Here is a 22,380-nt window from a genome sequence, read left to right as displayed (position 1 = left end):
TCCATTGGTCTGCGCCCGTCGGCCTCAGTGGAAGACCCGCTCCACGAACGCGTCGAGGTTGCCGCGCAGGCGCTCGATCTGCTGCTCGACAGTGAGGGACTCTTCCATGCGAGCGCCCGGTGCCGCCTTCTTCTTCCCCCGTACGTACAGCGAGCAGTCCAGGTCGGAGCAGATGTAGAGGCCCACCGAGTTGCCTTGGCGACCGGCCGGGCCTGCCTTGGGGGCGGTCATGAGGGAGACGCCGCTGCCGGGATGCGTGGTCAGGCACAGCGAGCACAGGCTGCGGCGCAGGAAGCCGCGGTTGCCGGAGGCGGAGCGCAGGGACAGGCCGACGAGTTCACCGGCGCGTTCGACGACGAGGTACTTCCGATCGGGCGCGGACAGATCGAACCAGCCCAGGAAGTCCAGGTCGTCCCAGTGGTCGAGGTCCGCCAGGTTCTTGGGCAGGGGAAGGCGTTTGGCCTCGCCCTTCGAGCAGTTGACGAACGAGGTACGGATGTCGTGCTCGGTCAGGGGCTTCATGAAGGATCCTTCGAGGGATGGGGTGGGGTGGACGGTGGCGGGGTACGAGCCCGGCTCGCTAGGCCGGTGCGTCGTTTTCGGCGTGCTTCGGCGTCTTGTGCCGTACGGTGAGGCCCGCTACCAGGGCGGCGAGCAGCAGGACACCCGCCGAGCACCAGTAGGCGACGGAGAAGCCGTGCACCATGCCTTCGTCGAGGGTCGAGCCGTCGTGAGCCGGATCGTGCGCGTGGACGTAACGGCTGGTGGCGCCGGTGGCGATGGTGTTGAGCAGTACGGTGCCCAGCGAAGCGCCCATCTGCTGAACGGTGTTGAGGACGGCCGAGGCCACACCGGCGTCCTGCGCAGGCACGCCTGCGGTGGCCGTCGCGTAGACCGGCATGAAGGTCAGGCCCATGCCCAGACCGAGCAGCAGCAGGGCGGGGAGTACGTGCGGAACGTACTGCGCATGCACGGTCAGGCGGCTGAGCAGCACCATGCCGACGGCGGCAAGCACCATGCCGGACGACATCAAGATGCGCGGCGCCGTGCGGGGCAGCAGGCGGGCCGCGAGCTGGGTCGCGCCGATGACGATCCCGGCCGAGATCGGCACGAAGGCCAGCCCGGTCCGCACCGGCGGGTAGCCGAGGACGACCTGCAGGTAGTACGTCAGGAACAGGAAGACGCCGAACATGCCGATGGTGGCCAGGCCCATCGTCGCGAGCGATCCGGCCCGGACGCGGTCCTTGACGATGCGCAGCGGCAGCAGCGGGCTCGCCGCGCGGCTCTGCCACCACACGAAGGCGGCGAGCAGGATCACACCGGCCACGAGCGGCGTGAGCACCGACGGGCTGGTCCAGCCGCGAGGTTCGGCCTCGCTGAAGCCGTACACGAGGGCGACGAGCCCGCTGCAGCCAAGGAGCGCGCCCGGCACGTCCACGTGCCCGCCCCGGCGGCCTGAGCGGTCGCGCAGGAAGGCCGGTGCGCCGAGCAGGGCGGCCAGCGCGATGGGCACGTTGACGTACAGGGACCAGCGCCAGTTCAGGTACTCGGTCAGCAGACCGCCCACGATCAGCCCGACCGCGCTGCCGCCGCCGGCCAGCGCGCCGTAGACCCCGAACGCCCTGGCCCGCTCCTTGGGGTCGGTGAACGTCGTCGTCAGAAGCGACAGGGCCGAGGGCGCCAGGAGCGCCGCGAACGCGCCTTGCAGGGCCCGCGCCGCGAACAGCATCCCGGGACCGGCCGCCGCGCCACCCAGCGCGGAGGCCGCGGCGAACCCGGCCAGGCCGATGACGAAGGTGCGCTTGCGGCCCACCAGATCGGCGATCCGGCCGCCGAGCAGCAGCAGCCCGCCGAAGGCCAGCGTGTAGGCGGTGATCACCCACTGCCGGTCGGCGTCCGACATGCCGAGGGCGTGCTGGGCGGAGGGCAGCGCGATGTTCACGACGGTGCCGTCGAGGATCACCATCAGCTGGGCGAGGGCGATGACGGCCAGCGCCCACCAGCGCTTCGGATCTGGTGCCGGTGCCGGTGCCGATGCCGGTGTCGACCGGTCAGTGGTCGTGGAAGGGGCGGACGGGAAGGATTCCCCTCCGGGATGTTCGGGACGTTTCTTGCTCATGGCGATCACACATGTTCCGTGTCGAAGTGCTGTCGAGACAGCCGGCCAGGGACGGTCGCGGTGGTGACGACGGGCCGGTGTACGCAGCACGGGGACACGGCATGGCGGCGCTCTTGCCGGTCGTGCGGCGGAGAGTGCCGAGATCACGGTGACCAGCAAAAGAAGGGCCCGTCTTCGGGCGCGCGCCCCCGCCACCCGCGCGGCGACGAACCGCGCAGGCCAGGACATCTCGTGACGCGGCATCTCAGGAAGATGCCGAAGACAAGAAACAGGAAGGGGGAAGAACTACCGCGCGCCGCAGAGGAGGGAGGGCACACGGCCGGAGGCAACTATGGCCGCAACGCATTCAGCACGGTCCATGTCTCTCGCCTCCTTCCGGGCAGGGCACGCAGTGCGTGTCGACGCCGAGCGCGCCGAGTGGGGCGGCAGAGGACCTGCCGCGCGAAATCCTGGACAGGCTATCCCATCAGCGCCACCGCGCGACCGGAATTTCCGACCGCCCGCGCATGGGTGGGGCCTCAGGGTTGCTCGGGGGCAGGTGCCACTGTCAGGACGATCTTCCCCGTGGTGCGGCCGGTTTCACCCAGTGCGTGCGCTTGGGCGGCCTGTTCGAGAGGGAACTCCGCGTCGACGATGACCCGCAGGCGGCCGTCCTCGACCAGGGTGCTGATCTCGCGCAGCCCTTGCTGGTCGGGTTCGACGAGCATGAACACCGCTGTCACCCCGGCCTTCTCGGCCTGCTGGACGGGGAAGGTGTCGTCCGGCGGCAGCAGGGAGACGAGGGTGCCGCCCCGGCGCAGGGTGCGCAGAGAGCGTGTCCAGTTGGGTCCGCCGATGCTGTCGAGGGCGACATCGACGTCGCGGACGGTGTCGGCGACGTCCTGGGTCCGGTAGTCGATGAGCTCGTCGGCGCCGAGCGTGCGCAGCAGGTCGTGCTTGGCGGCGCTCGCGGTGGCGATGACATGTGCGCCGCGGGCCTTGGCGATCTGCACGGCCAGGTGACCGACGCCACCGGCCGCGGCGTGGATCAGCACGCGCTGCCCCGGCCGGACATGAGCGGTGTCGACCAGGGCCTGCCAGGCGGTGAGCGCGGCCAGCGGCATGGCACCGGCCTGGACGGGATCGAGGCCCCGGGGGCGCGGGGCGAAGTGGCGGGCCGGTGCGGTGACGTACTCGGCGTACGCGCCCGCCGGGTGTGGGAAGCGAGGCATCCCGAACACCTCGTCGCCGGGCTGGAAGATCGTCACGCCTGCGCCGACGGCCTCGACGGCTCCGGCCACGTCGAAGCCGAGGGTGAAGGGAGGCGTCGCCCCGGTGGCGAACACGCCGCGCTCGCGGGTCTTCCAGTCGGCAGGGTTCACGCCCGCCGCGCGCACCCGGACGAGGATCTCGCCCCGGCCCGGCTCCGGCCGCTCGGTCTTGACGACCTTGAGGACATCGGGGGCTCCGGCCCTGTCCTGGGACACGGCGCGCATGGTCGGAAGGCCGGTGATGAGCTGGGGCATGAAGGAGTTCCTTCTCCGGGAGTGCGTATCGGGTTCTCGTGCCGGTGATCCCGGCACGGCTCAACACTGGTCGGTCGGCAACGCTCCCGGTGGCGGCGTGATGGCCACGTACTGAAAAGATCTGGCCATGCATCGTGTTGGCGTTCTGGCCCTGGACGGCGTCGTCCCCTTCGAGCTCGGCATCCCCGCCCGCATCTTCAACGCCGCCCACGACAAGGACGGCAACCCGCTGTACTCCGTGGCCACCTGCAGCCTGGACGGCGGCTCCGTGCGCGCCGAAGGCGACTACGGCCTCACCGTCTCCCACGACGCCTCCCTACTGGCCACCGTCGACACCGTCGTCGTCCCGCCCTCCCACCGACTGGGACCGATCCGGGAAGAGGGCCGCCTGCCCGGCCCGCTGCGTGACGCCCTGGCCGCCATCCGCCCGGGAACGCGGATCGTCGCGATCTGCACCGGCACCTACGTCCTGGCCGCCGCCGGACTGCTCGACGGCCGTCCCGCCGCCACCCACTGGCGCGAAGCCGAGCGGCTGCAGCGGATGTTCACCACCACCCGCATCGACCCTGACGTCCTCTACGTCGACGACGGCGACGTCCTCACCTCCGCCGGAGTCGCCGCGGGCATCGACCTGTGTCTGCACCTCATCCGCCGCGACCATGGCAGCCAGATCGCCAACGAGGTCGCCCGCTCCTGCGTCGTACCGCCGTGGCGCGACGGCGGCCAGGCCCAGTACATCCAGCGCCCCCTCCCCGATCCGTCCACCGGCAGCACGGCCACCACCCGGGCATGGGCCATGGAGCACCTGACAGAACCGCTCACCCTGGCCGACCTCGCCGCCCACACCAACATGAGCGTCCGCACCTTCAGCCGCCGCTTCCGCGACGAGGTCGGCACCACGCCCGGACAGTGGCTCACCCGGCAACGCGTCGACCTCGCACGCCAGTTCCTGGAGACCACCGACTGGCCGATCGACCTGGTCGCCCACCGGGCCGGATTCGGCACAGGCGCCTCCCTGCGCCAACACCTCCACGCCACCACCGGTGTCAGCCCCCAGGCGTACCGCCGCACCTTCCGCCCCCGACAGGCAGCTCGCTGATCGGAGGTCAGGGCTGCGCCTTGCAGGCCGCGCGAGCCGCGCCGACCACGACGACTGCATCCTTGAATGAGATATCGAGCTTCTTCTTGGTCTCTCGGGTGACATCGAAGGCGCTGCCTATGACGCCGCCCACACCACCGTTGCCGTCGACGGCGCAGATCGCGTTGCCTTGCCTGACGAGTTCTTCGTCGCTGACCCCGGAGGGCTTGTTCTTGGTGTTCTCAAGGAGATCAAAGAAGATCTTTTTCCTGGCTCCGCTCAGTTCATCGGCACTGGAGGTGCCGGTAGTTACCTGGCCCGATGAGCCGGACTCGCCATCGGTCGGGCCGCAGGCAGTCATGATGACCATTCCCATGATCGCGACACCAGAGGCGACAAATTTTTTCATCATTTGCTCTTGAACTCCCTGCACCAGGACATAACCTTCCCCCTCGGCATTCGTGACAATGGAATGGATCCGACGCCCAGGGAAATCATTACTATTCCTGCTCCCATGCCCCTCACCGCTCACACTGCACCGAAGTTGCAGAAATACCATACAAGCGAGAAGCAGGGAGAGATACGATCTCAACGCGGCAGTGGGAATTTCATTCCCAAGTACAAGGTCCGGTACATCTTTCGATGTACAACTGCCGTACCAGGGAATTCAACTCCGAGACGGAATGAAACATCGAGAGCAAACGACCTCTCAACTGTCCCGGCCTTGCCATGTGGTGACGCAGGCTTCGTTCCCCTCCAGGTCGGCGAGGACCCAGAAGGCGGGCGCGCGGCTCGCGGACACGAGGCGGCCGCCCGCCGCCAGCGCGGCTTCGATCCGCCGAGGTGCCTCGTCATGCGGAACACAGATGTCGATGTGGATGCGATTGCGCTGCGGACGCGCGCGGTCCATTTGCTGGAACCACAGGGCAGGACCCTGCCAGACCGGGTCGACGAGCGGATCCTCCGGCCCCTCGGCGCCCGTCTCGTCGGCGTAGCCCAACACCGCCTTCCAGAACGGCCGAATCCCGGAGATGCTCAGGGCATCGATGGCGATCTCCAGAACCTGCACCGATCGTGGTGCCCCCGTTCCGAGTCCGGGCCCCGGCAGAAGACCGGACTTCTCAACAGCGGCAGAGATCCGACGCGCAAGTTCGGCGTCCCGACCGGTCACCGCTGCGTGGTTCAGCGACTGCAGAGTGAAGACGACCAGATCAGGGCGGGCATCAACGCGGAGATGGAGATCGGCATCATCGCCACACACTGCGACAGCGTCCGCCGCCAGGCCGACCGCTTGAGCCAACGACCCGACCGGAACCGACGTTTGCAAGGCGCCCAGCATGTAGCGCCACCCGTGGTCCCGGACCGCATCCGACGCTTCCTGCCGACTCAGTATCTGGTCCATGACTGCATCCTTGCAGTCGGCTGCGGCGGGCAGCGCGGTGAGCCCGGACGGGGTGTCCAGCGTCGCGGCGACACTGCGCGCGGCAGAAGCCCCCAGTTCCTAGAAGATCGGAACCCGTACCGAGAATCAGGCCGCGACGAGCTCCCGCTCGCGGTCCGGCGTCTTGGCCTTGCCAGTGACCTTGGGCTTCTTGTTCGGCAGCGAGAGTCGGAAGACCTTGTGCCACGCGGAGAAGACCTGCTTGGGCAGCGGCCCGGTGACGTACTCCAGCTCGTACTTTTCGAAGAGCGCGCGCACCTTCACCGCGACCTCGGCGTACCGGTTGCTGGGCAGGTCCGGGAACAGGTGGTGCTCGATCTGGTGCGACAGGTTGCCGGTCATGAAGTGCATGGCCTTGCTGCCGCTGATGTTCGCCGAGCCCATCATCTGGCGCAGGTACCACTGGCCGCGCGTCTCGCCCTTGATCGACCGGCGCTCGAAGACCTGCACGCCCTCGGGGAAGTGCCCGCACATGATCACCGAGTGGGTCCAGACGTTGCGGACCAGGTTCGCGGTGAAGGTGGCGGCGAGCGTGGGGAGGAAGGACGGGCCCGAGAGCAGCGGGTGGATCACGTAGTCCTTGAGCACCTGCTTGCGGATCTTGCGGCCCACGGCCTTGGCCCGCGCGCGGAACTCCGGGTTCTTGCGGCGGCGCTTGCTCAGGTTCCTGCCGAGCTCCAGGTCGTACGCCGCGATGCCGTACTCGAAGAAGCAGGCGTTGATGAAGTTCCACAGCGGCTGGCCGAGGTGGAGCGGGTGCCACTTCTGGTCCTCGTCGACGCGCATGATGCCGTAGCCGAGGTCGTTGTCCTTGCCGATCACGTTGGTGTACGTGTGGTGCAGCTCGTTGTGCGAGTGCTTCCACTGCTCGGACGGCGAGACGTGGTCCCACTCCCAGGTGGTGGAGTGGATCTTCGGGTCCCGCATCCAGTCCCACTGGCCGTGCAGGATGTTGTGGCCGATCTCCATGTTGTCCATGATCTTCGCCACGGACAGACCGGCGGTGCCGATCAGCCAGGCGGGCGGGAAGATCGAGAACAGCAGCACGCCCCGGCTGGCCAGCTCGAGCTTGCGCTGCGCCGAGATGACCTTGCGGATGTAGGCGGCATCCTTCTCGCCGCGGTCGGCGATCACCTCGTCGCGGATCGCGTCCAGCTCGCGGCCGAGCTCCTCGATCTGCTCCGCGGTCAGGTGGGCGGTGGGGTCGATGGCGGTCAAGGTGCTCCTACCGTTCGATGTCGCAGGGGCCCGCCGCGGCGGACACACAGGTCTGGATGAGGACGCCCGGCTCGGCCTCGGTGATCTCGCCGGTGCGCAGGTCACGGACGGCGCCCGCCTTGAGCGGCGTGACACAGCCGAAGCAGATGCCCATGCGGCACCCGGAGGGCATGAGCACACCGGTCTCCTCGCCGACGTCCAGCAACGGCGTGGCGCCGTCCGCGTCGACGGTCTTGCCCGTGGCGCTGAACGTGACCTCGCCGCCGTCACCGGCGACAACGATGCTGGGGCGGAAGCGTTCGGTGTGCAGGCGCTCCAGTACGCCGTGCGTGGTCCAGTGCTCCTCGGCAGCGTCGAGCAGGCCCGCGGGCCCGCAGGCCCAGGTCTCGCGCTCGGTCCAGTCGGGCACGAGCTCGTCGAGACGGGCGATGTCGAGCATGCCGTCCGTGTCGGTGTGCACCTCGGTGAGCTGCAGCTTCTTGTCCGCGACCAGGTCGTGCAGTTCGCTGCGGAAGATCACGTCCTGCGGCTGTGGCGCGCAGTGGATCATGACGACGTCGTCGAACTCGGTGTTTCTCAGCATGCCCATCACGGGCGTGATGCCGCTGCCCGCCGTCAGGTAGAGCACCTTGGCGGGCTTGGCCTGCGGCAGCACGAAGTCACCGGTCGGCTGGTCGAGCTGGATCAGCGTGCCCGGTTTCGCCCTGCGGACCAGGTGGTTGCTGACCTTGCCGTCCGGGATCGCCTTCACGGTGATCGTGACGCGGCCGTCCTGGCGGTGCGTCGGCGAGGTGAGGGAGTAGGCACGCCACAGGCGCACCCCGTCGATGTCGACCCCGATCCGTACGTACTGACCGGCCGTGTGGCCGCGCCAGCCCCGTCCCGGCCTGATCACGATGGTCGCGGCGTCACCCGTCTCGGGGTGCACGGCCTCGATGCGCCCACGCAGGTCAGCGCCCGCGCGCAGCGGGCTGACCAGGTCGAGGTAGTCCGACGGCAGCAGCGGCGTCGTGACCATCTCCAGTAGTTTCCACGCCCTGCTGCGGAGGGCTGTACTCGTCATGGCTACAGCTTGCTGTGCCTCAAGGCGTAAAGTCCTGACCGCAGGACGTAAATCTGGTCGACCGAATTGTTCGCAGGGAACAAAAACGTGAGCCATGCAATCCGGAGGGCCAGCGAGCTGACCCTTGATGAGACGACGGTCACCGCGCTGCGGGCCGCGCTGAGGACCACCGCCGACGAGATCGTCCAGGCGATCATCGACGAGGTCCCGCCCTACGCCAACGCCCTTTCGGGCCGTATGGGCGCCACCATCCGCCGAGCCGTCCGCACCGCCCTGGGGCACTACCTGGACCTCGCGAGCGGGCAGGCCACGGGCGGCGACGCCGGTGACGCGGCATATGAGCTGGGCCGCGGCGAGGTGCGCGACGGCCGTTCGATGGACGCCCTGCTCGGCGCCTACCGCGTGGGCGCCCGCGTGGCCTGGCGCTGCCTGGCAGCGGGTGCCGTACCCGCGGGGCTGCCCGCCGCCGAGGTCGCCAAGTTCGCCGAGCTGACCTTCGCCTACATCGACGAGCTCTCCGCCGCGAGCGCCGCGGGCCACGCCGACGAGCTGGCCGCCCGGGGCAGGGCCCACGAGCGCCACCTGGAACACCTGGCACGCGACCTCCTCGCCGGCGCGAGCCCGGACGTGCTGCTGGCCTCCGCACAACGGGCCGGGTGGCAGCCCCCGGATTCACTGACCGCGGTCCTGCTCCCCGCCCCCCAGGCCAGGCCCGCCTACCGCACGCTCGACCCGAGCACCCTCGTCCTCGACGATCTGCCGGACGCCACCGGTGTGCTGCTCGTCCCCGATCCCGACCGATCACGTCTCCTGCGGCAGCTGACCGACCGCACCGCCGTGGTCGGCCCGGCCCGGCCATGGACTCGTGCGTCCGCCTCGTACGCACGCGCCGTACGCGCGCGCTCCCTCTCCGCCGATATTCGCGACACCGAGGACCACCTGCCCGAGCTGGTGCTGAGCGCCGACGCGGACGCGTTCGCGGATCTGCGTGCCCGAGCCCTCGCACCGTTGCGGACCCTGCCTGCGTCGACCGCACGGCGGCTGGAGGAGACGCTGCGGGCGTGGCTGCTGCACCAGGGCAGGCGGGACGAGGTGGCGGCGGCGCTGTTCGTCCATCCCCAGACGGTCCGGTACCGGATGTCGCAGCTGCGGGACCTGTTTCCGGACCTCGCATCACCGCACCGGGTCCTTGAACTGACCCTGGCGGTCGGTCTCCGGGGCGGCTGACGCCGACCTGGCACACCGCGCGAGGGATGATGGGGATGGAATGACGAACGTGAGATCAGGAGCTTCCATGGCGCAGCGGGTTCACCGGCCCCGTGAGGACGCGGAGTTCGATTTCATCCTCGGGATGAGCAGAGTTCCGGTCCTCGCGTACTTCGCCGGGACCTGGCCCAAGGCAATCGAGCCCTGCCGGGTGATGGACCTCGTCGTGGGTGGCATCGCCGACGACTACACGGGCCGCCTGACGGCCGTTCGCGCCGACATCACGCGCTGTCCGGCCGCGACCGAGCGATACGGGATCACCGGAGCCCCGTCCTGCGTCCTGCTGAAGGAGGGAGAGGCGGTGGCCCACGGCACGGGGCCCATGACCACCGCCGAGGTACGGACGTTCCTGGACGACCACCTCTGAGCGGGCGGGGCGCCGATGCGGTGAACGCGACAGGGGCGGCGTCCGTTGCGGACGCCGCCCCTTACGTGACTGACCGGGGGTTACTTGACGTTGACGCCGGTCCAGGCAGCGGCCACGCGCTTGTACTCGGTGGAATTGGCGCCGTACAGGTCCTTCGCGGCGCTCAGCGTGCCCTTACGGGCCGCCTTGTAGTTGGTGGTCGACGTGAAGTACGTCGTCAGAGCCTTGTACCAGATCTTCTCGGCCTTGCCGCGTCCGATGCCCAGCACCTTGGTACCGTCGGCGGTCGGCGAGTTGTAGTTGACGCCGTTGATCCGCTTCTTGCCGCTGCCCTCGGACAGCAGGTAGAAGAAGTGGTTGGCGATGCCCGAGGAGTAGTGGACGTCGACGTTCCCGGCGTTGGAGCTCCACTTGTCCAGGGAGCCGCCGTCCTTGGAGGGCTTGTCCATGTAGCGCAGCGGCGAGCCGTCACCGTTGATGTCGATCTTCTCGCCGATGAGGTAGTCGCCGACGTCCTTGGGGTTCTTGGCCTTGAACTCCACGGCCGCCGCGAAGATGTCGGAGGTGGCCTCGTTCAGGCCACCGGACTCGCCGCTGTACTCCATGTTGCCGGTGGCCGAGGTGACGCCGTGCGACATCTCGTGGGCCGCGACGTCGATCGAGGTGAGGGGCTTCTTGTTGCCCTCGCCGTCGCCGTACGTCATGCAGAAGCAGCTGTCGTCCCAGAAGGCGTTGACGTAGCCGTTGCCGTAGTGGACGCGCGAGGTCGCGCCCTTGCCGTCGCCGTTGATGCCCTTGCGGCCGTGGACGGACTTGTAGTAGTCCCAGGTGAGCTGGGCGCCGTAGGCGGCGTCGACACCGGCGGTCTGCGCGCTCGAAGGCTTGCCGTTGCCCCAGACGTCGTTGGCGTCCTTGAAGAGCTTGCCGTTGCCGCTCTCCGCGTGCTTCAGGTCGAAGGTGCGGTGGCCGCCTCGGGCCTTGTCCGTCAGCTCGTAGCCGCTCGTGCCCTTCTTGGAGCCGACCGTGACCTTGCCGCTGTACTGGCTGTTGCCGGTGCCGTTCTCGATGGCCTGGTACTGGTACAGCTTCTTGCCGGTCGCGGCGTCGGTAATGACGTGCAGGCGGCTCGGCGTGCCGTCCTTCTGCACGCCGGTCACGACGGTCTCGAACGCGAGGACGGGCTTGCCCTCGGCGGCCCAGATCACCTTGCGCGGCGACTGCGCGTCGGCCTTGGCGGTCTTGGCCTTGGCGGCGGTCGACTCGGCAGACGTGGCGACGGAGGACTTGGCGAGCTTCGCGTCGGTGGAGGCGACCTTCACCGTGGCCTCGGTGGCCTTCGTGACGCTCTTCACCTTGCCGCTCTTGGCGGTGTGCACGACGAGGTCGCCGCCGAGGACGGGCAGGCCCTCGTAGGTGCGCTCGTAGCGGGTGTGGGTGGTGCCGTTGGCGTCCTTGACGACGTCGCGGACGACCAGCTTCTCCTTGGCGCCCAGGCCGATCTTCCCGGCGGTCGCCGATCTCTCGGCGTTCGCGTCCTGGAGGAGGTCCGCGCGGGCCGATGCCGAGAGGGCGACCGGCGCGCCGGACGGCTCGGTGTCGTTGCCCGGCTGGGCGGAGGCGCCGGTGGTCAGTCCGGCGGCCAGCAGCGCTCCTGCGGCAACCGCGGTGGAGATCGCCAGCATCGAACGCTTACGGGATATGTGAGAGGTCACGCGGGCTCCATCTGTGGGGACCCGGGAGGCATGGAGGGCCGCCCGGAGCAGCAAAAAGACGCGATGCAGGCGTACAGCTTGTTGCTGTACGTGCAGCGTGTTGCGGGGGAGCGTGTCATTTCAACCAGGTACATGTCAGCATTTTGACTGGATGTTGGTTGGATGTTGGCTGGAAATAGTCCGTTGAACGATAGTCGACATACGCAATGCGAACAGATGACGAGCGCGGTCGGGATCGGCAACGTGGCGGCCGCGCCGAAGAGATCCGCGGGGTCCGAACTGCTGGTCCGCTTCAGCGAGTAGAGCGTTCCGTCAGGACTGAGGCGAGTGCACGGTGGGTTGTTCGGGCTGCTCGGAGTCCTGGAGTTCGGCCAGCAAGGCGGTCTGGCCGGCGAGGAGTTCGGTGAGGATGCGGCGTGCCGCACGCAGGAGTTCGGCGACATCGCCACCGGCCAGGGCGTACGTGACGGTCGTGCCTTCGCGGGTGGAGACGACGATGCCGGAGCGGCGCAGTACGGCGAGTTGCTGAGAGAGGTTCGAGGGCTCGACGTCGATCTCGATGAGCAGGTCCCGTACCGATACCGGCCCGTTCTGGAGGAGTTCGAGGACGCGGATGCGGACCGGGTGCCCGAGCATGCGGAAGAACTCTGCTTTGACCTGGTAGAGAGGCGCCTGCACGGGATCTCTCACTTTCCTGACGCGGATGAGGCCCTGAGATGGGGGCGCGGCGGCCCTGACCGCCGCCGCGCCCGGCGTGACGTCCCATCCTCCCCGGCCGGGGGTCACCCGAGCCGAGAGTTCGGAAGATGCAGAGGTAGTGGCTTGAAGAAGTCTTCAAGTAGCGGGCGTAGAAAAAACGCCGGAGCTCACACCTCGATCTGCTCCTCGGTGCGCTTGAGGAGACGGCGCGCCATGGCGAGGTTCGACCGGGCCTTTTCGATGACGAGATAGATGAACAGTCCGTTCCCCGACCTTCCGGTCACCGGACGGATGAGATGGTACTGGGTGCCCAGAGTCACGAGGATGTCCTCGATCTGGCCCTTGAGGCCCAGCAGCTCCATGGTGCGCACCTTGGCGCGGATCAGGTCGGTGTTGCCGGCCGCCGCAACGTTCAGATCCAGGTCCTTGCCGCCGCCCAGCGTGCCGAGCGCCATGCCGCTCGTGTAGTCGACGACGGCGGCTCCGAGTGCTCCTTCGGTCTCGGTCAGCAGGGTTTTGAGGGACACTTCCACACTGGTCACAGGTCCTCCTGCGAGGGATGTAAAGGCTGGTCGTCCAGCCCTGGCGGGGACTCTAGGAGTCACGCCGCCGCCCGATGCGACTTCAGTCGAAAGCAGCCGCAGTTGCCCCCTTCGGATCGGTCGGATGCGCTTGCGTGCCGTATTCGACCGGGCCACCGTCGAGCAGGCCCGAACGGGCTCGCATGGCGGGTGTCTCAATCTGCTACCGCGTCCGCTGAGGGCCCCGCTACCATCGGTCGGAACATGACGACGCGGCTGATGCGACCCCAGGGCGGCACCGTCCGTGCGGCGTTGCTCACCCTCGTACTCCTCTGCCTCGTTGCGCTGTCCGGCAGCGGAGGAACGGGAGACTCATCCTTCGCCGCGACAAAAGCCCAGTACAGCGCGAGTGCTGACGCATCGCCCTCTCGGGCGGATACCCGCGCCGAAGACCCCGGCTGCCACGAAGGCCAGCCGGGAGCGCCGCTCGGCGCACACGCTCTGAGCCCCGACCAGCCGGGGTCGCACACACCCAAGCCAACCCCCACCGCATCCGGACCTCAGGATGACGTCTCGGCCCTTGCCGTCGCCTCACACCCGGACGCCACATCGGTCGACCTGCACAGAATCCAGATCTGCAGAACGTAGACGGGCTCTCTCCACCCGTCCACGGCCGACCCGGTCAGACGAGCCGGGCGGTTCCGCAGGGCTGCGTGTCCACCTCCGCAGCCGCCACCTTCACGTACAGGAGAGACATCCATGTCCGTTTCCACCAGTACGCGCACCGCTTCACACAGCGATGCCGCCTCCCTGCCCACGCCCACCCAGCACGGCAGCGACCTCGGCCTGCTGGCCCTGCGCTGGGGCGTCGGTCTGACGATGGCCGCCCACGGAAGCCAGAAGCTCTTCGGCTGGTTCGACGGCAACGGCCTCGACGGCACCGCGGAGTTCTTCGCGGGCAACGGCTACTCGGCCGCGAAGTCCATGGCCGTGGTGGCCGGGCTCACCGAAACCCTGTGCGGCCTCGGCCTCGTCATCGGCCTGCTCACCCCGCTCGCCGCAGCGGGCATCGTGGGCATCATGCTCAACGTCATCGCCGTGGAGTGGGGCGGCGGCTTCTTCGGCCCGGCCGGAATCGAGTTCGAGCTGCTGCTCCTGATCGCGGCCGTGAGCCTGGCACTGGCCGGTCCAGGCAGGTTCGCGGCCGACCGGCTCCTGCCACTGCCCGTACTGCGCACGCACCGGCTCTCGCACTGCGTCGCCGCGGTGACACTCGGCGCGGCCGCGGCCGGCATCGTCCTGGTGACACTGCGCTCATGACGCGCCGCTAGGCAGGCCGTGGGACGCCGCACCAGCCAGTGCGGCGTCCCACTGTTCCGCGGACTCGCCGTCAGCTCACGATGTGTCATGGCCGACTGCGACTGCGCCACCCGTCAATCAGAAGGGAGCACCCCCTTCGGTCACACCCGCAGCACCTCCGGTCCAAGCAGCGCGTAGCGCCGGGCCTCGGTCGGTGACAGCCGGGTGTCGGTGACGATCGCCTCGAAGGAGTGCGCGTCGGCGAAACGGCAGAAGCTCACCGCGCCGAACTTGGAGTACACCCCGCAGAAGACCCGCCTGCGCGAGCCGCGCATGGCCTGCCGCTTGACTGCGCCGACCGTCGGATCGGCGGTGGTGAGGCCGTGTTCGCGGGAGATTCCGTTGGCACTCACGTAGGCCAGGTCGATGACGAACTCGGACAGCATCTGGGGCGCCCAGTGGTCGACGGTGGCCATCGTGCCGCCCCGGACCCGGCCGCCGAGGAGCAGGACGGTGACCTGCGGCCTGGCCGCCAGGCACTGAGCCGTGGCGAGCGACGCGGTGATCACGGTGAGCGGTCGGCCGTCGGGCAGGGCCTCGGCGATCAGCTGCGGCGTGTAGCCCTCGTCGATGAAGACCGTCTCGGCGTCCCCCAGGAGTTCCGCGGCGGCCGCCGCGATGCGTTCCTTCTCCGCGACGTGCATCCCGGTGCGGAACTCCAGCGTCGTCTCAAAGCCCCTGCTCTCCACCGGATACGCGCCCCCGTGCGTGCGCCGCACCAGGCCGCGCCGCTCCAGCGCGCTCAGGTCGCGCCGCACCGTCTCCTTGGACACTCCCAGGTCGGCGGCGATAGCGGTGACGTCGACGGATCCCGCCCGGCGCGCACTGGTCACGATGCGGCGACGCCGTTCCTCGCCCTCCGCGACGGCCGTACGGCCGATGAGCGTCTCTGTCATGTGTGGCCCTCCCCCGTGTCAACTTCAGCCGGACCCATGACCGATCAGTCGGGCCGACCGCTCTTCCCCCGCGCATCACACCTGTACGGGGCGCGCGGCCAGCCGGTTCAGCCGGCTGCTGGGCACACATGGCATTCCGGCCGCCGCATCAGCGCGAGCGTAGATGAGGTGGCGTGTCGAAAAGGTGTCGAAAACAGCTTCGTGGCGGTCTCGGCCGCCGCTGTGACCGGGCGGTCACCGCAGGTCCGACTAGTCTCTGACTATGCGGTTCACGGTGCTCGGACCGGTAAGGGCATGGCGGGGCGACATGGAGCTCGCTCTGGGGCCTCCCAAACAACGGGCGCTGCTGGCGCTCTTGTTGGTACGGGCGGGCTCACCGGTGAGTCTGAGTGAGATGATCGACGTACTGTGGCCGCAGGGTCCGCCCAAGAGCGCGACGAACGTCGTGCGCCATCATGTGGGCTCGCTGCGGCGCCTGTTGATCCCGGAGCCGCCGCAGGCCGGAGGCCGTAAAGGCGGGGCGGTCGTGCGCTGCTCCGGAGGCTATCGCCTCGACGCCCAGGCCGACGGCCTGGACCTGCTGGTGTTCCGCCACTTGACGGCTCGGGCCAGGCAAGTGGCGAGCGAAGGCTCGCCGGAAGCCGCGACCGGCCTGTACGCCGAAGCGCTGGAGCTGTGGTGCGGGCCGATCGCCGACGGCGTCCCTGCGGACGTCCGGGGGCACCCGGTGTTCACCGCCGTGGACGAGGAGTGCGTCAGCGCCGTACGCGACGCCGCCACCGACGCCCTGGCGGCCGGTGTGCCGGATCGCGTCCTTGCCGCGCTGCGCCGGGCCGCCGCCACTCACCCTCTGGACGAGCCGCTCCAAGCACGCCTGGTGCTCGTTCTCGCCGCTGCCGGGCGCCAGGCCGAGGCTCTCGCGACGTACCGTGCCGTGCGGGACCGGCTGGCCGAGGAGTTGGGCATCGCTCCCGGGCGCGAGCTGACGGAGGCGCATCGGCGCGTGCTCGACCAGGACCCCTCCGGCGTACGACGATCTCGTACGCCCCCGGGTCCGGGCAGCGGCGACGCGCCAGCCGCCCTCCGCGGCCCGCGACCCGCAGCACCACCGTCCGGAACACGCACCCCCGCGGCCCGTCCCGCGCAACTCCCAGCCGATCTGCCGGTGTTTGCCGGTCGACGCTCCGAACTCACGCTCGCCATGGACCTGTTGCCCCAGTCCGGTTCTCCCGTTACCACTCCCCCGGCGACGGCGATCACCACGATCGAGGGGATGGCAGGTGTCGGCAAGACGTCCCTGGCCGTGCACTGGGCCCACCGCGTCGCCCACCGCTTCCCGGACGGTCAGCTCTACGCGGACCTGAGGGGCTTCGATCCCGCTGGAGCCGCCGTAGATCCTGGTGATGCCTTACGTGCCTTCCTCCACGGCCTCGGCGTGCATCCGCGCGACATGCCCGCGGGGCCCGACGCCCAATCCGCGCTCTATCGAAGCTTGTTGGCCGATCGGCGTGTACTGGTTCTGCTCGACAACGCCCGCGACTCCGCGCAGGTACGTCCTCTGCTGCCCGGCGCGCCCGGCTCCTTCGTCATCGTCACCAGCCGCAGCCGACTGCAGGGCCTGATCGCCGCCGACGGCGCCCGCTCCCTCGCCCTGGGTCCGCTCGGTGACGGGGAAGCGCGCCAGGTCCTGTCCCAGCGGATCGGCGCACAGCGGATCGCCGCCGAACCGGCCGCCGTCGACGCCGTCATCTCCCTGTGCGGCCGATTACCCCTGGCCCTCGCCATCGTGGCAGCGCGCGCCACGACGAGCCCCGGCCTCCCGCTGGCGTCGATCGCCGCCGAACTGCGCGAGGGCTACGGCAGTCTGGACGCCTTCTCCGGCGACGAGGCCGACGTCCGCGCCGTGTTCTCCTGGTCCCACCGGGCACTCACCCCCGTGGCCACCCGGCTGTTCCGCCTCCTGGCACTCCATCCCGGCCCCGACGTCTCCCGTTCCGCCGCGGCGAACCTGGCCGCCCTGAGACCGGGCGAGGCCCGCACAGCCCTGACCGCGCTCACCCGCTCCCACCTCCTGATCGAGCATGCGCCGGGCCGCTACCGCAGCCACGATCTGCTGCGCGCCTACGCGGACGAACTCCTCCACGCACAGGAGAGCGAGCAAGGGCGCCGGGAGGCACTCGGGCGACTCCTCGACCATGTCCTGCGTACCACTCAGGCCGCCGTGGACCTGCTCTTCCCGCATCGCGTCGAACGCGAGACGCCGCCCTCGTGCCATACAGGCAGCGCACCCGAGCCCCTCACCGGACGGGAGTCCGCCGCCGCATGGCTCACCGTCGAACTTCCGGGACTGCTGTCGCTGGTCGAACGCGCCGCAACCCTCGGATACCCCACCCATGCCTGGCAGTTGGCGCTGGCTCTGGAGCTCTTCCTGGACCGGCGAGGCCTCAGGGAGGAACAGATCACCGTGCAGCGTGTGGCCCTGGTCGCGGCCGAGCGCCGCGACGACCGGCTCGGGCAAGCCCACCTCCATCGCACGCTGGGCTTCGCCCTGCACCGCATCAGCGCGGACCCCGAGGCCGCGTCACACCTCGGCCACGCCCTTGACCGGTTCACCGCCCTCGGCCACCGCGACGGCCAGGCCCGGACGCTACGGAGCCTCGCCTTCCTGGCCAACAGCCGCGCCTGCCACCAGGAAGCCCTGGAGCACTACGCCCAAGCCCTCACCCACTACCGCGCGACGGACAACGTCGGCAGGCAGGCCGACGTACTCAACGAGATCGGCTGGACCCACATCCTGCGCGGCGAGCACCACGAGGCCCTGGCGCAGTGCACCTCAGCCGTCGCCCTGCACCAGAAGACCGGGGACATCAACGGCGAGGCCGCCGCCTGGGACAGCCTCGGATATGCCCATCACCATCTCGGGCAGCACACCCATGCCCTGGCCTGCTATCGCCAGGCCCTCGTCCTCTTCCGGGAGATCGGCGACCGCACCCTTGAGGCAGACACCCTCGGCCACATCGGCGACACCCTGCACGAGCAGGGCAATCACACCGCTGCACAGTCGAGTTGGGGGCAGGCCGCGGCGATCCTCGCCGGTCTTGGCCACCCCGACACCGATCATCTGCTGAAGAAGTTGCACGACGCAGCGACGGATCCGCCCTGAGAAGGGCCAACGGTTCGCGGCGCGTACGTTCCGTAGCGGCCGCCCAGAAAGACCAGCGGCGGACCCTGAACCCCCATGCCCATCGCCTGAACCGAGCCTGTGACGAACCAGTGGTCACCCGCATCGCACTGCCCGTGCAGGGTGCAGTCGACCCAGGCCACGGAGCCTGTCAGGAGGGGGCAGCCCGAGGGCGACCAGCCGTAGGGGATCTCCCAGCGGCGGGGCGACTTCGCGGCGAACGCCTCGCACACGTCCCGCTGCCCGGCACTCAGCACATTGGCACAGAATCGGCCCGCGGCCCGGATCAGGGGCCAGGTCGTCGATGTGCGTGCGGGCAGGAAGCCCACCAGGGGCGGGTCCAGGGACACCGAGGTGAAGGTGCCGACGACCATCCCGACCGGGTCCGCCCCTGAACGCCCAGCGGGTGCGGTCACCAGGGCGACTCCTGTGGGACAACGCCCCAGTACGGTACGGAGATCCGGCGCGTGTTCCGTGTGCAGGGAGCCTACGGAGTCGGAGGCGTGCGTCATGACGTCACCGGTCCAGTGCTGTCAGGTCGAGTAGTCGGCGTTGAGGCGCACATATCCCTCGGTGAGGTCGCAGCCGTAGGCCGTGAACTCGGCGGTGGAGTGCGGGTGGACACCGAGATCGACGCGGAGCCCGACCTCTGCCTGCTTGAGGTGCTCCGCGACCCGCGCCAGTTCTTCGGGGCCCGGGCTTCCCGGGTACACCTCCTGGCCCCCGAAGCCGATCGTCACGCGCTCCGGGACGATGTCGAGGTCGTCCTGGCACTTCCCCACCGCCATGGCGACCCGCCCCCAGTTCGGATCCGCTCCGTGCACGGCGGTCTTCACCAGCGGGGAATTGACCACGGCCTTGGCGACGCGCTTGGCCTGTGCGACGTCCCTGGCCCCGGTGACCCGTACCTCGATGAGCTTGGTGGCACCCTCACCGTCGCGGGCGATGTCCTTGACCAGGTCCAGCGCGACGGCTCCCAGAGTCCTTTCGAACTCCATCAGATCCACGGGGCCCGCGAGGCCATTGGCGAACACGGCCGCCGTATCGCTCGTGGACGTGTCGGTGTCGATGCTCAGTGCGTTGAACGTCCGGTCCATGACGCGGCGGAAGATGTCATCGAGTACGACAGGCCCCACCTCGGCGTCGGTGCAGAAGAACGTCAGCAGCGTCGCCATGTCGGGCTCCATCATGCCCACTCCCTTGGCGATGCCGACCAGCGTCGCGTCACCGCAGCGGGCACGGCGGACCTTGGGGTGGGTGTCGGTCGTCATGATGGCGGTCGCCGCCGCTTCGAAGTCGGCACCGGGGAACGGCCAGAGCAGCGAGGCGACGTGGCGGCGCAGGAGCGGCATGGGGTAGCGGTGGCCGATCAGTCCTGTCGAGGCGATCAGCACGTCGTTCGGGTCGGTCCCGATCGCCTCGGCCACCTGACGGCGGATTTCCTCCGCGTCCTGGCGGCCCTCCGCCCCGGTGGCCACATTGGCGTTGCCCGACAGGACGACGACGCCCCGTGCGATCCGGTCCGCGGCCGCTTCCCGGCTGATCTGGACGCTCGGCCCTGCGAAGCGGGAGCGGGTGAACACCGCGCTCACGGCCGCGGGTACCTCGGAGGCGATCACGGCGAAGTCCGGGCGTGTGTCCTTGATGCCTGCTCGGCCGTGGTGAACGAGGAAACCTTGAGGAGAAGAGGCGTACATCGGACCGGAGTTCCCTTCTCGAATCGCTGGTACCGGCCAGCCCGGCGCCTGCCCGGCCACCGTGACACACCCTGGTTGTCACCCACTGCGCCATCCGCTGGAACCCCCTTGAACGAGGGACGGCTCGACCTGGCGTAGCCCTGCGTCGCGCCGCTCCCAGCGGCTAGCCGACGGACGGCGCCGTCACGTCGTCGGCGGCCGACAGCGCAGGACGCGGGTTCGCCAGGTCATGGCGGACCGCCTCGCGCACCAGCGGATGAACGAAGCGCAGCCGCTCGGCACCGGACGGGTCGGGCTCCAGCAGACCTCCGTGCAGGGCCATGAGAACCGAGTCCGTGGAGATTCCCTCGTGCCGCAGCGCCTCCTCCAGCGCACGTTGCTCGCACCCGTCCGCCATGACCGCGCAGAGTTCGAGGACACGGCGCACTCCGGGCGGCAGCCCCGACAGGCGTTGCAGCACGACACCGGCCAGCTCATGAGGGATTCCGGCGTCCGGATCCCCGCCGAGCTCCTGCATCCGCGCATGCAGCAAGTAGGCGAGGAAATAGGGATTCCCGGCGGTTCGACGGTGCAGCATTTCCAACAGGTGCGGCTCCGGGCTGTCGCCCAGCGTCCGCTTCGCGAGCGACTCGGTGGCCGAGACGTCCAGCGGGTTGAGCAGGATCCGCCGCGCGTCCAAGGACTGGAGGATCACGGCCGAGGCCCGCCGCAGCTCGGCGTCGTGCGCCAGTTGGAACGTGCGTGTGGTGACCACCAGGAGGACCGGGACACTGCGCAGCTGCTCCACGAACAGCCTCAGCAGGGCCAATGACGGCGCGTCGGCCCGGTCCACGTCCTCCACGACCAGGACCGTCGGCTCCCGGACGGTACGCAGCAGCGCCTGGCACACCGCGTCATGCAGCGTGAATCGGTCGCCCTTGGACATCGGGGCCGTCACCGGCCGCGCGCTGGGCTCGTGGTCCGCCGGATCGCAGATGTCCGAGCACATTTCGGGAAGGAGCCGCGCGAGGCTGTGCCGGACCCAGTCGGGTAATCGGCGTACCCGTTCGGGCCAGAGCACGCTCAGCCGACGGAGCAGCATCGTCCACGGCCAGTAGTCCGGCTTGTCCTCGCTCTCCGAGCAGGAAGTCCAGACGGCATGCACGCCGTCCGTGATCGTCCGGGTGAGTTCGGACACCAGCCGTGTCTTGCCGATACCGGCCTCACCGACGACGAACGCCACCCGGCCGGACGTGTGGAACGCGCCCGCGGCGCAGTCCAGCAGGGCCCGCAGCTCGTCGTCACGCCCGACGAACACCGGTTGCGCGGCTTCCTCACTCCGCTGCCGTACCGCCGTGTCTCCCCACTGACCGGTGTGCGGCCGGGGCTGGGGGATGGTGATGCGGCCGGATTCGGCCGCGGTCCCCGGGTGGGGGCCCGCGACGCGTGGTGCGGGATCGCCCGGGGCATCGGCCCGCGCGTCCGGCACGGGCACCTCGGGCGCACGGTCCAGAGAGCAGTCCTGCCGCAGGATCGCCGCGTGCAGCGCCGCCAGCGCCTTGCCCGGGTCCGCACCGATCTCGTCGGCGAGGGCACGACGCGTGTCCTCGTACGTCCACAGGGCGTCGGCCTGTCGGCCGAGCCGGTACTGGGCGTGCATGTACAGCCCGATGAGCCGCTCGCGCAAGGGATGGCGCTTCGCCTCCACGGCCAGCGGATGCAGCACGTCCTCCTCGCGTCCCAGCCGGAGCGCGCACTGCGCCCACGACTCCACCGCGCTCAGCCTCAGTTGTTCGAGCCGCCCGGCCTCCTGCACGGCGAAGTCGTACGCGCTCAGCTCCTCGTACGGCGTACCGACCCAGGTGCCGAGGGCCGAACTCAGCACGGCGTGCGCCTCCTCGACGCTGCCCGTCTGCGCCAGTCGGCCGCCGACCTGCACGGCCCTCTCGAAACGATGGGCATCCACGTGCTCGGGGTCGATGACCAACGCGTACCCCGGTTGCTGGTAGAGCAGTTGGGGGCTGCCCCCGTCGGGGAGCACACAGTCGGCGAGGAGCTTGCGCAGGCGGGAGACGTACGACTGCAAGGTCGCGTTGGCGGTCGCCGGTGGTGTGTCTCCCCAGATCTGCGTGATGATCGAATCGACCGACACCACACTGCCCGCGCCGATCAGCAGCAGGGCGAGGACCGCTCGCTGGCGTGGTGGTCCCAGCTCCAGAGGCCGGCTGTCGACGCTCACGGACAGGGCACCCAGCGCGCCGATCGACGGCGGTCCGGTC

At 69.4% G+C, this 22,380-nt stretch carries 19 protein-coding genes; 5 read left to right on the top strand and 14 right to left on the bottom strand.

The window, feature by feature from the left end:
• Positions 1 to 24: 24 nt before the first annotated feature.
• The 3 genes from ABZV77_RS12985 to ABZV77_RS12975 all read right to left on the bottom strand — a co-directional run bounded on the left by ABZV77_RS12985 (position 25) and on the right by ABZV77_RS12975 (position 3,624).
• Positions 25 to 522 carry an FBP domain-containing protein gene (locus ABZV77_RS12985; RefSeq protein WP_356254622.1) on the bottom strand — a complete coding sequence of 166 codons (498 nt, stop codon included), beginning with the start codon at positions 520 to 522 and terminating at the stop codon, positions 25 to 27.
• A 58-nt stretch (positions 523 to 580) separates the two neighbouring features.
• Positions 581 to 2,119 (bottom strand): MFS transporter, encoded by a 1,539-nt coding sequence (locus ABZV77_RS12980; RefSeq protein ID WP_356254619.1) that lies wholly within the window; start codon positions 2,117 to 2,119, stop codon positions 581 to 583.
• Between the two features lie 518 nt (positions 2,120 to 2,637).
• Positions 2,638 to 3,624, bottom strand: coding sequence for an NADP-dependent oxidoreductase (locus ABZV77_RS12975; protein ID WP_356254616.1), 987 nt, complete (start codon positions 3,622 to 3,624; stop codon positions 2,638 to 2,640).
• Positions 3,625 to 3,751: 127 nt separating this feature from the next.
• Here ABZV77_RS12975 and ABZV77_RS12970 point away from each other — a divergent pair, with 127 nt between their 5' ends.
• The gene (locus ABZV77_RS12970; RefSeq protein WP_356254613.1) at positions 3,752 to 4,723 is read left to right on the top strand and encodes a helix-turn-helix domain-containing protein; all 972 of its coding nucleotides are present in this window, start codon (positions 3,752 to 3,754) and stop codon (positions 4,721 to 4,723) included.
• Positions 4,724 to 4,730: 7 nt separating this feature from the next.
• On the opposite strand, the gene ABZV77_RS12965 is transcribed toward ABZV77_RS12970, so the two are convergent.
• The 4 genes from ABZV77_RS12965 to ABZV77_RS12950 all read right to left on the bottom strand — a co-directional run bounded on the left by ABZV77_RS12965 (position 4,731) and on the right by ABZV77_RS12950 (position 8,424).
• Positions 4,731 to 5,135, bottom strand: coding sequence for a hypothetical protein (locus ABZV77_RS12965; RefSeq protein WP_356254610.1), 405 nt, complete (start codon positions 5,133 to 5,135; stop codon positions 4,731 to 4,733).
• Positions 5,136 to 5,411: 276 nt separating this feature from the next.
• Complete coding sequence (locus tag ABZV77_RS12960; protein WP_356254607.1) at positions 5,412 to 6,104, bottom strand: VOC family protein; 693 nt, start codon at positions 6,102 to 6,104, stop codon at positions 5,412 to 5,414.
• A gap of 126 nt (positions 6,105 to 6,230) precedes the next feature.
• Positions 6,231 to 7,361, bottom strand: coding sequence for an acyl-CoA desaturase (locus ABZV77_RS12955; protein WP_356254605.1), 1,131 nt, complete (start codon positions 7,359 to 7,361; stop codon positions 6,231 to 6,233).
• 7 nt (positions 7,362 to 7,368) lie between these two features.
• Complete coding sequence (locus ABZV77_RS12950; protein WP_356254602.1) at positions 7,369 to 8,424, bottom strand: ferredoxin reductase; 1,056 nt, start codon at positions 8,422 to 8,424, stop codon at positions 7,369 to 7,371.
• A gap of 87 nt (positions 8,425 to 8,511) precedes the next feature.
• Between ABZV77_RS12950 and ABZV77_RS12945 the strand changes: the two genes are divergently transcribed.
• Complete coding sequence (locus ABZV77_RS12945; RefSeq protein ID WP_356254599.1) at positions 8,512 to 9,651, top strand: helix-turn-helix domain-containing protein; 1,140 nt, start codon at positions 8,512 to 8,514, stop codon at positions 9,649 to 9,651.
• Positions 9,652 to 9,718: 67 nt separating this feature from the next.
• On the top strand, positions 9,719 to 10,057 hold the full coding sequence (locus tag ABZV77_RS12940) for a thioredoxin domain-containing protein (protein WP_356254596.1): 339 nt from the start codon (positions 9,719 to 9,721) through the stop codon (positions 10,055 to 10,057).
• 80 nt (positions 10,058 to 10,137) lie between these two features.
• Here the strand turns inward: ABZV77_RS12940 and ABZV77_RS12935 are convergent, their stop codons facing one another.
• The 3 genes from ABZV77_RS12935 to ABZV77_RS12925 all read right to left on the bottom strand — a co-directional run bounded on the left by ABZV77_RS12935 (position 10,138) and on the right by ABZV77_RS12925 (position 13,010).
• Positions 10,138 to 11,769 (bottom strand): M4 family metallopeptidase, encoded by a 1,632-nt coding sequence (locus ABZV77_RS12935; protein ID WP_356254593.1) that lies wholly within the window; start codon positions 11,767 to 11,769, stop codon positions 10,138 to 10,140.
• Positions 11,770 to 12,081: 312 nt separating this feature from the next.
• Positions 12,082 to 12,447 (bottom strand): metalloregulator ArsR/SmtB family transcription factor, encoded by a 366-nt coding sequence (locus ABZV77_RS12930; RefSeq protein ID WP_356254591.1) that lies wholly within the window; start codon positions 12,445 to 12,447, stop codon positions 12,082 to 12,084.
• Positions 12,448 to 12,635: 188 nt separating this feature from the next.
• Complete coding sequence (locus ABZV77_RS12925; RefSeq protein WP_356254588.1) at positions 12,636 to 13,010, bottom strand: hypothetical protein; 375 nt, start codon at positions 13,008 to 13,010, stop codon at positions 12,636 to 12,638.
• Between the two features lie 738 nt (positions 13,011 to 13,748).
• On the opposite strand from ABZV77_RS12925, the gene ABZV77_RS12920 reads away from it, so the two are divergent.
• On the top strand, positions 13,749 to 14,309 hold the full coding sequence (locus tag ABZV77_RS12920) for a DoxX family protein (protein ID WP_356254585.1): 561 nt from the start codon (positions 13,749 to 13,751) through the stop codon (positions 14,307 to 14,309).
• A gap of 140 nt (positions 14,310 to 14,449) precedes the next feature.
• Here the strand turns inward: ABZV77_RS12920 and ABZV77_RS12915 are convergent, their stop codons facing one another.
• Positions 14,450 to 15,244 (bottom strand): DeoR/GlpR family DNA-binding transcription regulator, encoded by a 795-nt coding sequence (locus ABZV77_RS12915; protein ID WP_356254583.1) that lies wholly within the window; start codon positions 15,242 to 15,244, stop codon positions 14,450 to 14,452.
• A gap of 262 nt (positions 15,245 to 15,506) precedes the next feature.
• Between ABZV77_RS12915 and ABZV77_RS12910 the strand changes: the two genes are divergently transcribed.
• Entirely contained in the window at positions 15,507 to 18,407 is a 2,901-nt protein-coding gene (locus ABZV77_RS12910) for a BTAD domain-containing putative transcriptional regulator (RefSeq protein ID WP_356254581.1), read from the top strand.
• On the opposite strand, the gene ABZV77_RS12905 is transcribed toward ABZV77_RS12910, so the two are convergent.
• From ABZV77_RS12905 to ABZV77_RS12895, 3 genes are all read right to left on the bottom strand, one after another.
• Positions 18,362 to 18,937: a flavin reductase family protein gene (locus ABZV77_RS12905; RefSeq protein ID WP_356254578.1), complete on the bottom strand. Its 576-nt coding sequence runs from the start codon at positions 18,935 to 18,937 to the stop codon at positions 18,362 to 18,364. The two genes, ABZV77_RS12910 and ABZV77_RS12905, sit on opposite strands and share 46 nt — an antisense overlap.
• Positions 18,938 to 18,958: 21 nt before the next feature.
• The gene (gene argJ, locus ABZV77_RS12900) at positions 18,959 to 20,122 is read right to left on the bottom strand and encodes a bifunctional glutamate N-acetyltransferase/amino-acid acetyltransferase ArgJ (RefSeq protein WP_356254575.1); all 1,164 of its coding nucleotides are present in this window, start codon (positions 20,120 to 20,122) and stop codon (positions 18,959 to 18,961) included.
• Between the two features lie 163 nt (positions 20,123 to 20,285).
• Complete coding sequence (locus ABZV77_RS12895) at positions 20,286 to 22,340, bottom strand: BTAD domain-containing putative transcriptional regulator (RefSeq protein ID WP_356254572.1); 2,055 nt, start codon at positions 22,338 to 22,340, stop codon at positions 20,286 to 20,288.
• Positions 22,341 to 22,380 lie beyond the last annotated feature (40 nt).

The organism is Streptomyces sp. NPDC004732, assembly GCF_040609235.1.
Classification (GTDB): domain Bacteria; phylum Actinomycetota; class Actinomycetes; order Streptomycetales; family Streptomycetaceae; genus Streptomyces.
The sequence above is the reverse complement of the archived record's forward strand: the minus strand, read 5'-3'. Positions and strand labels throughout refer to the sequence as shown.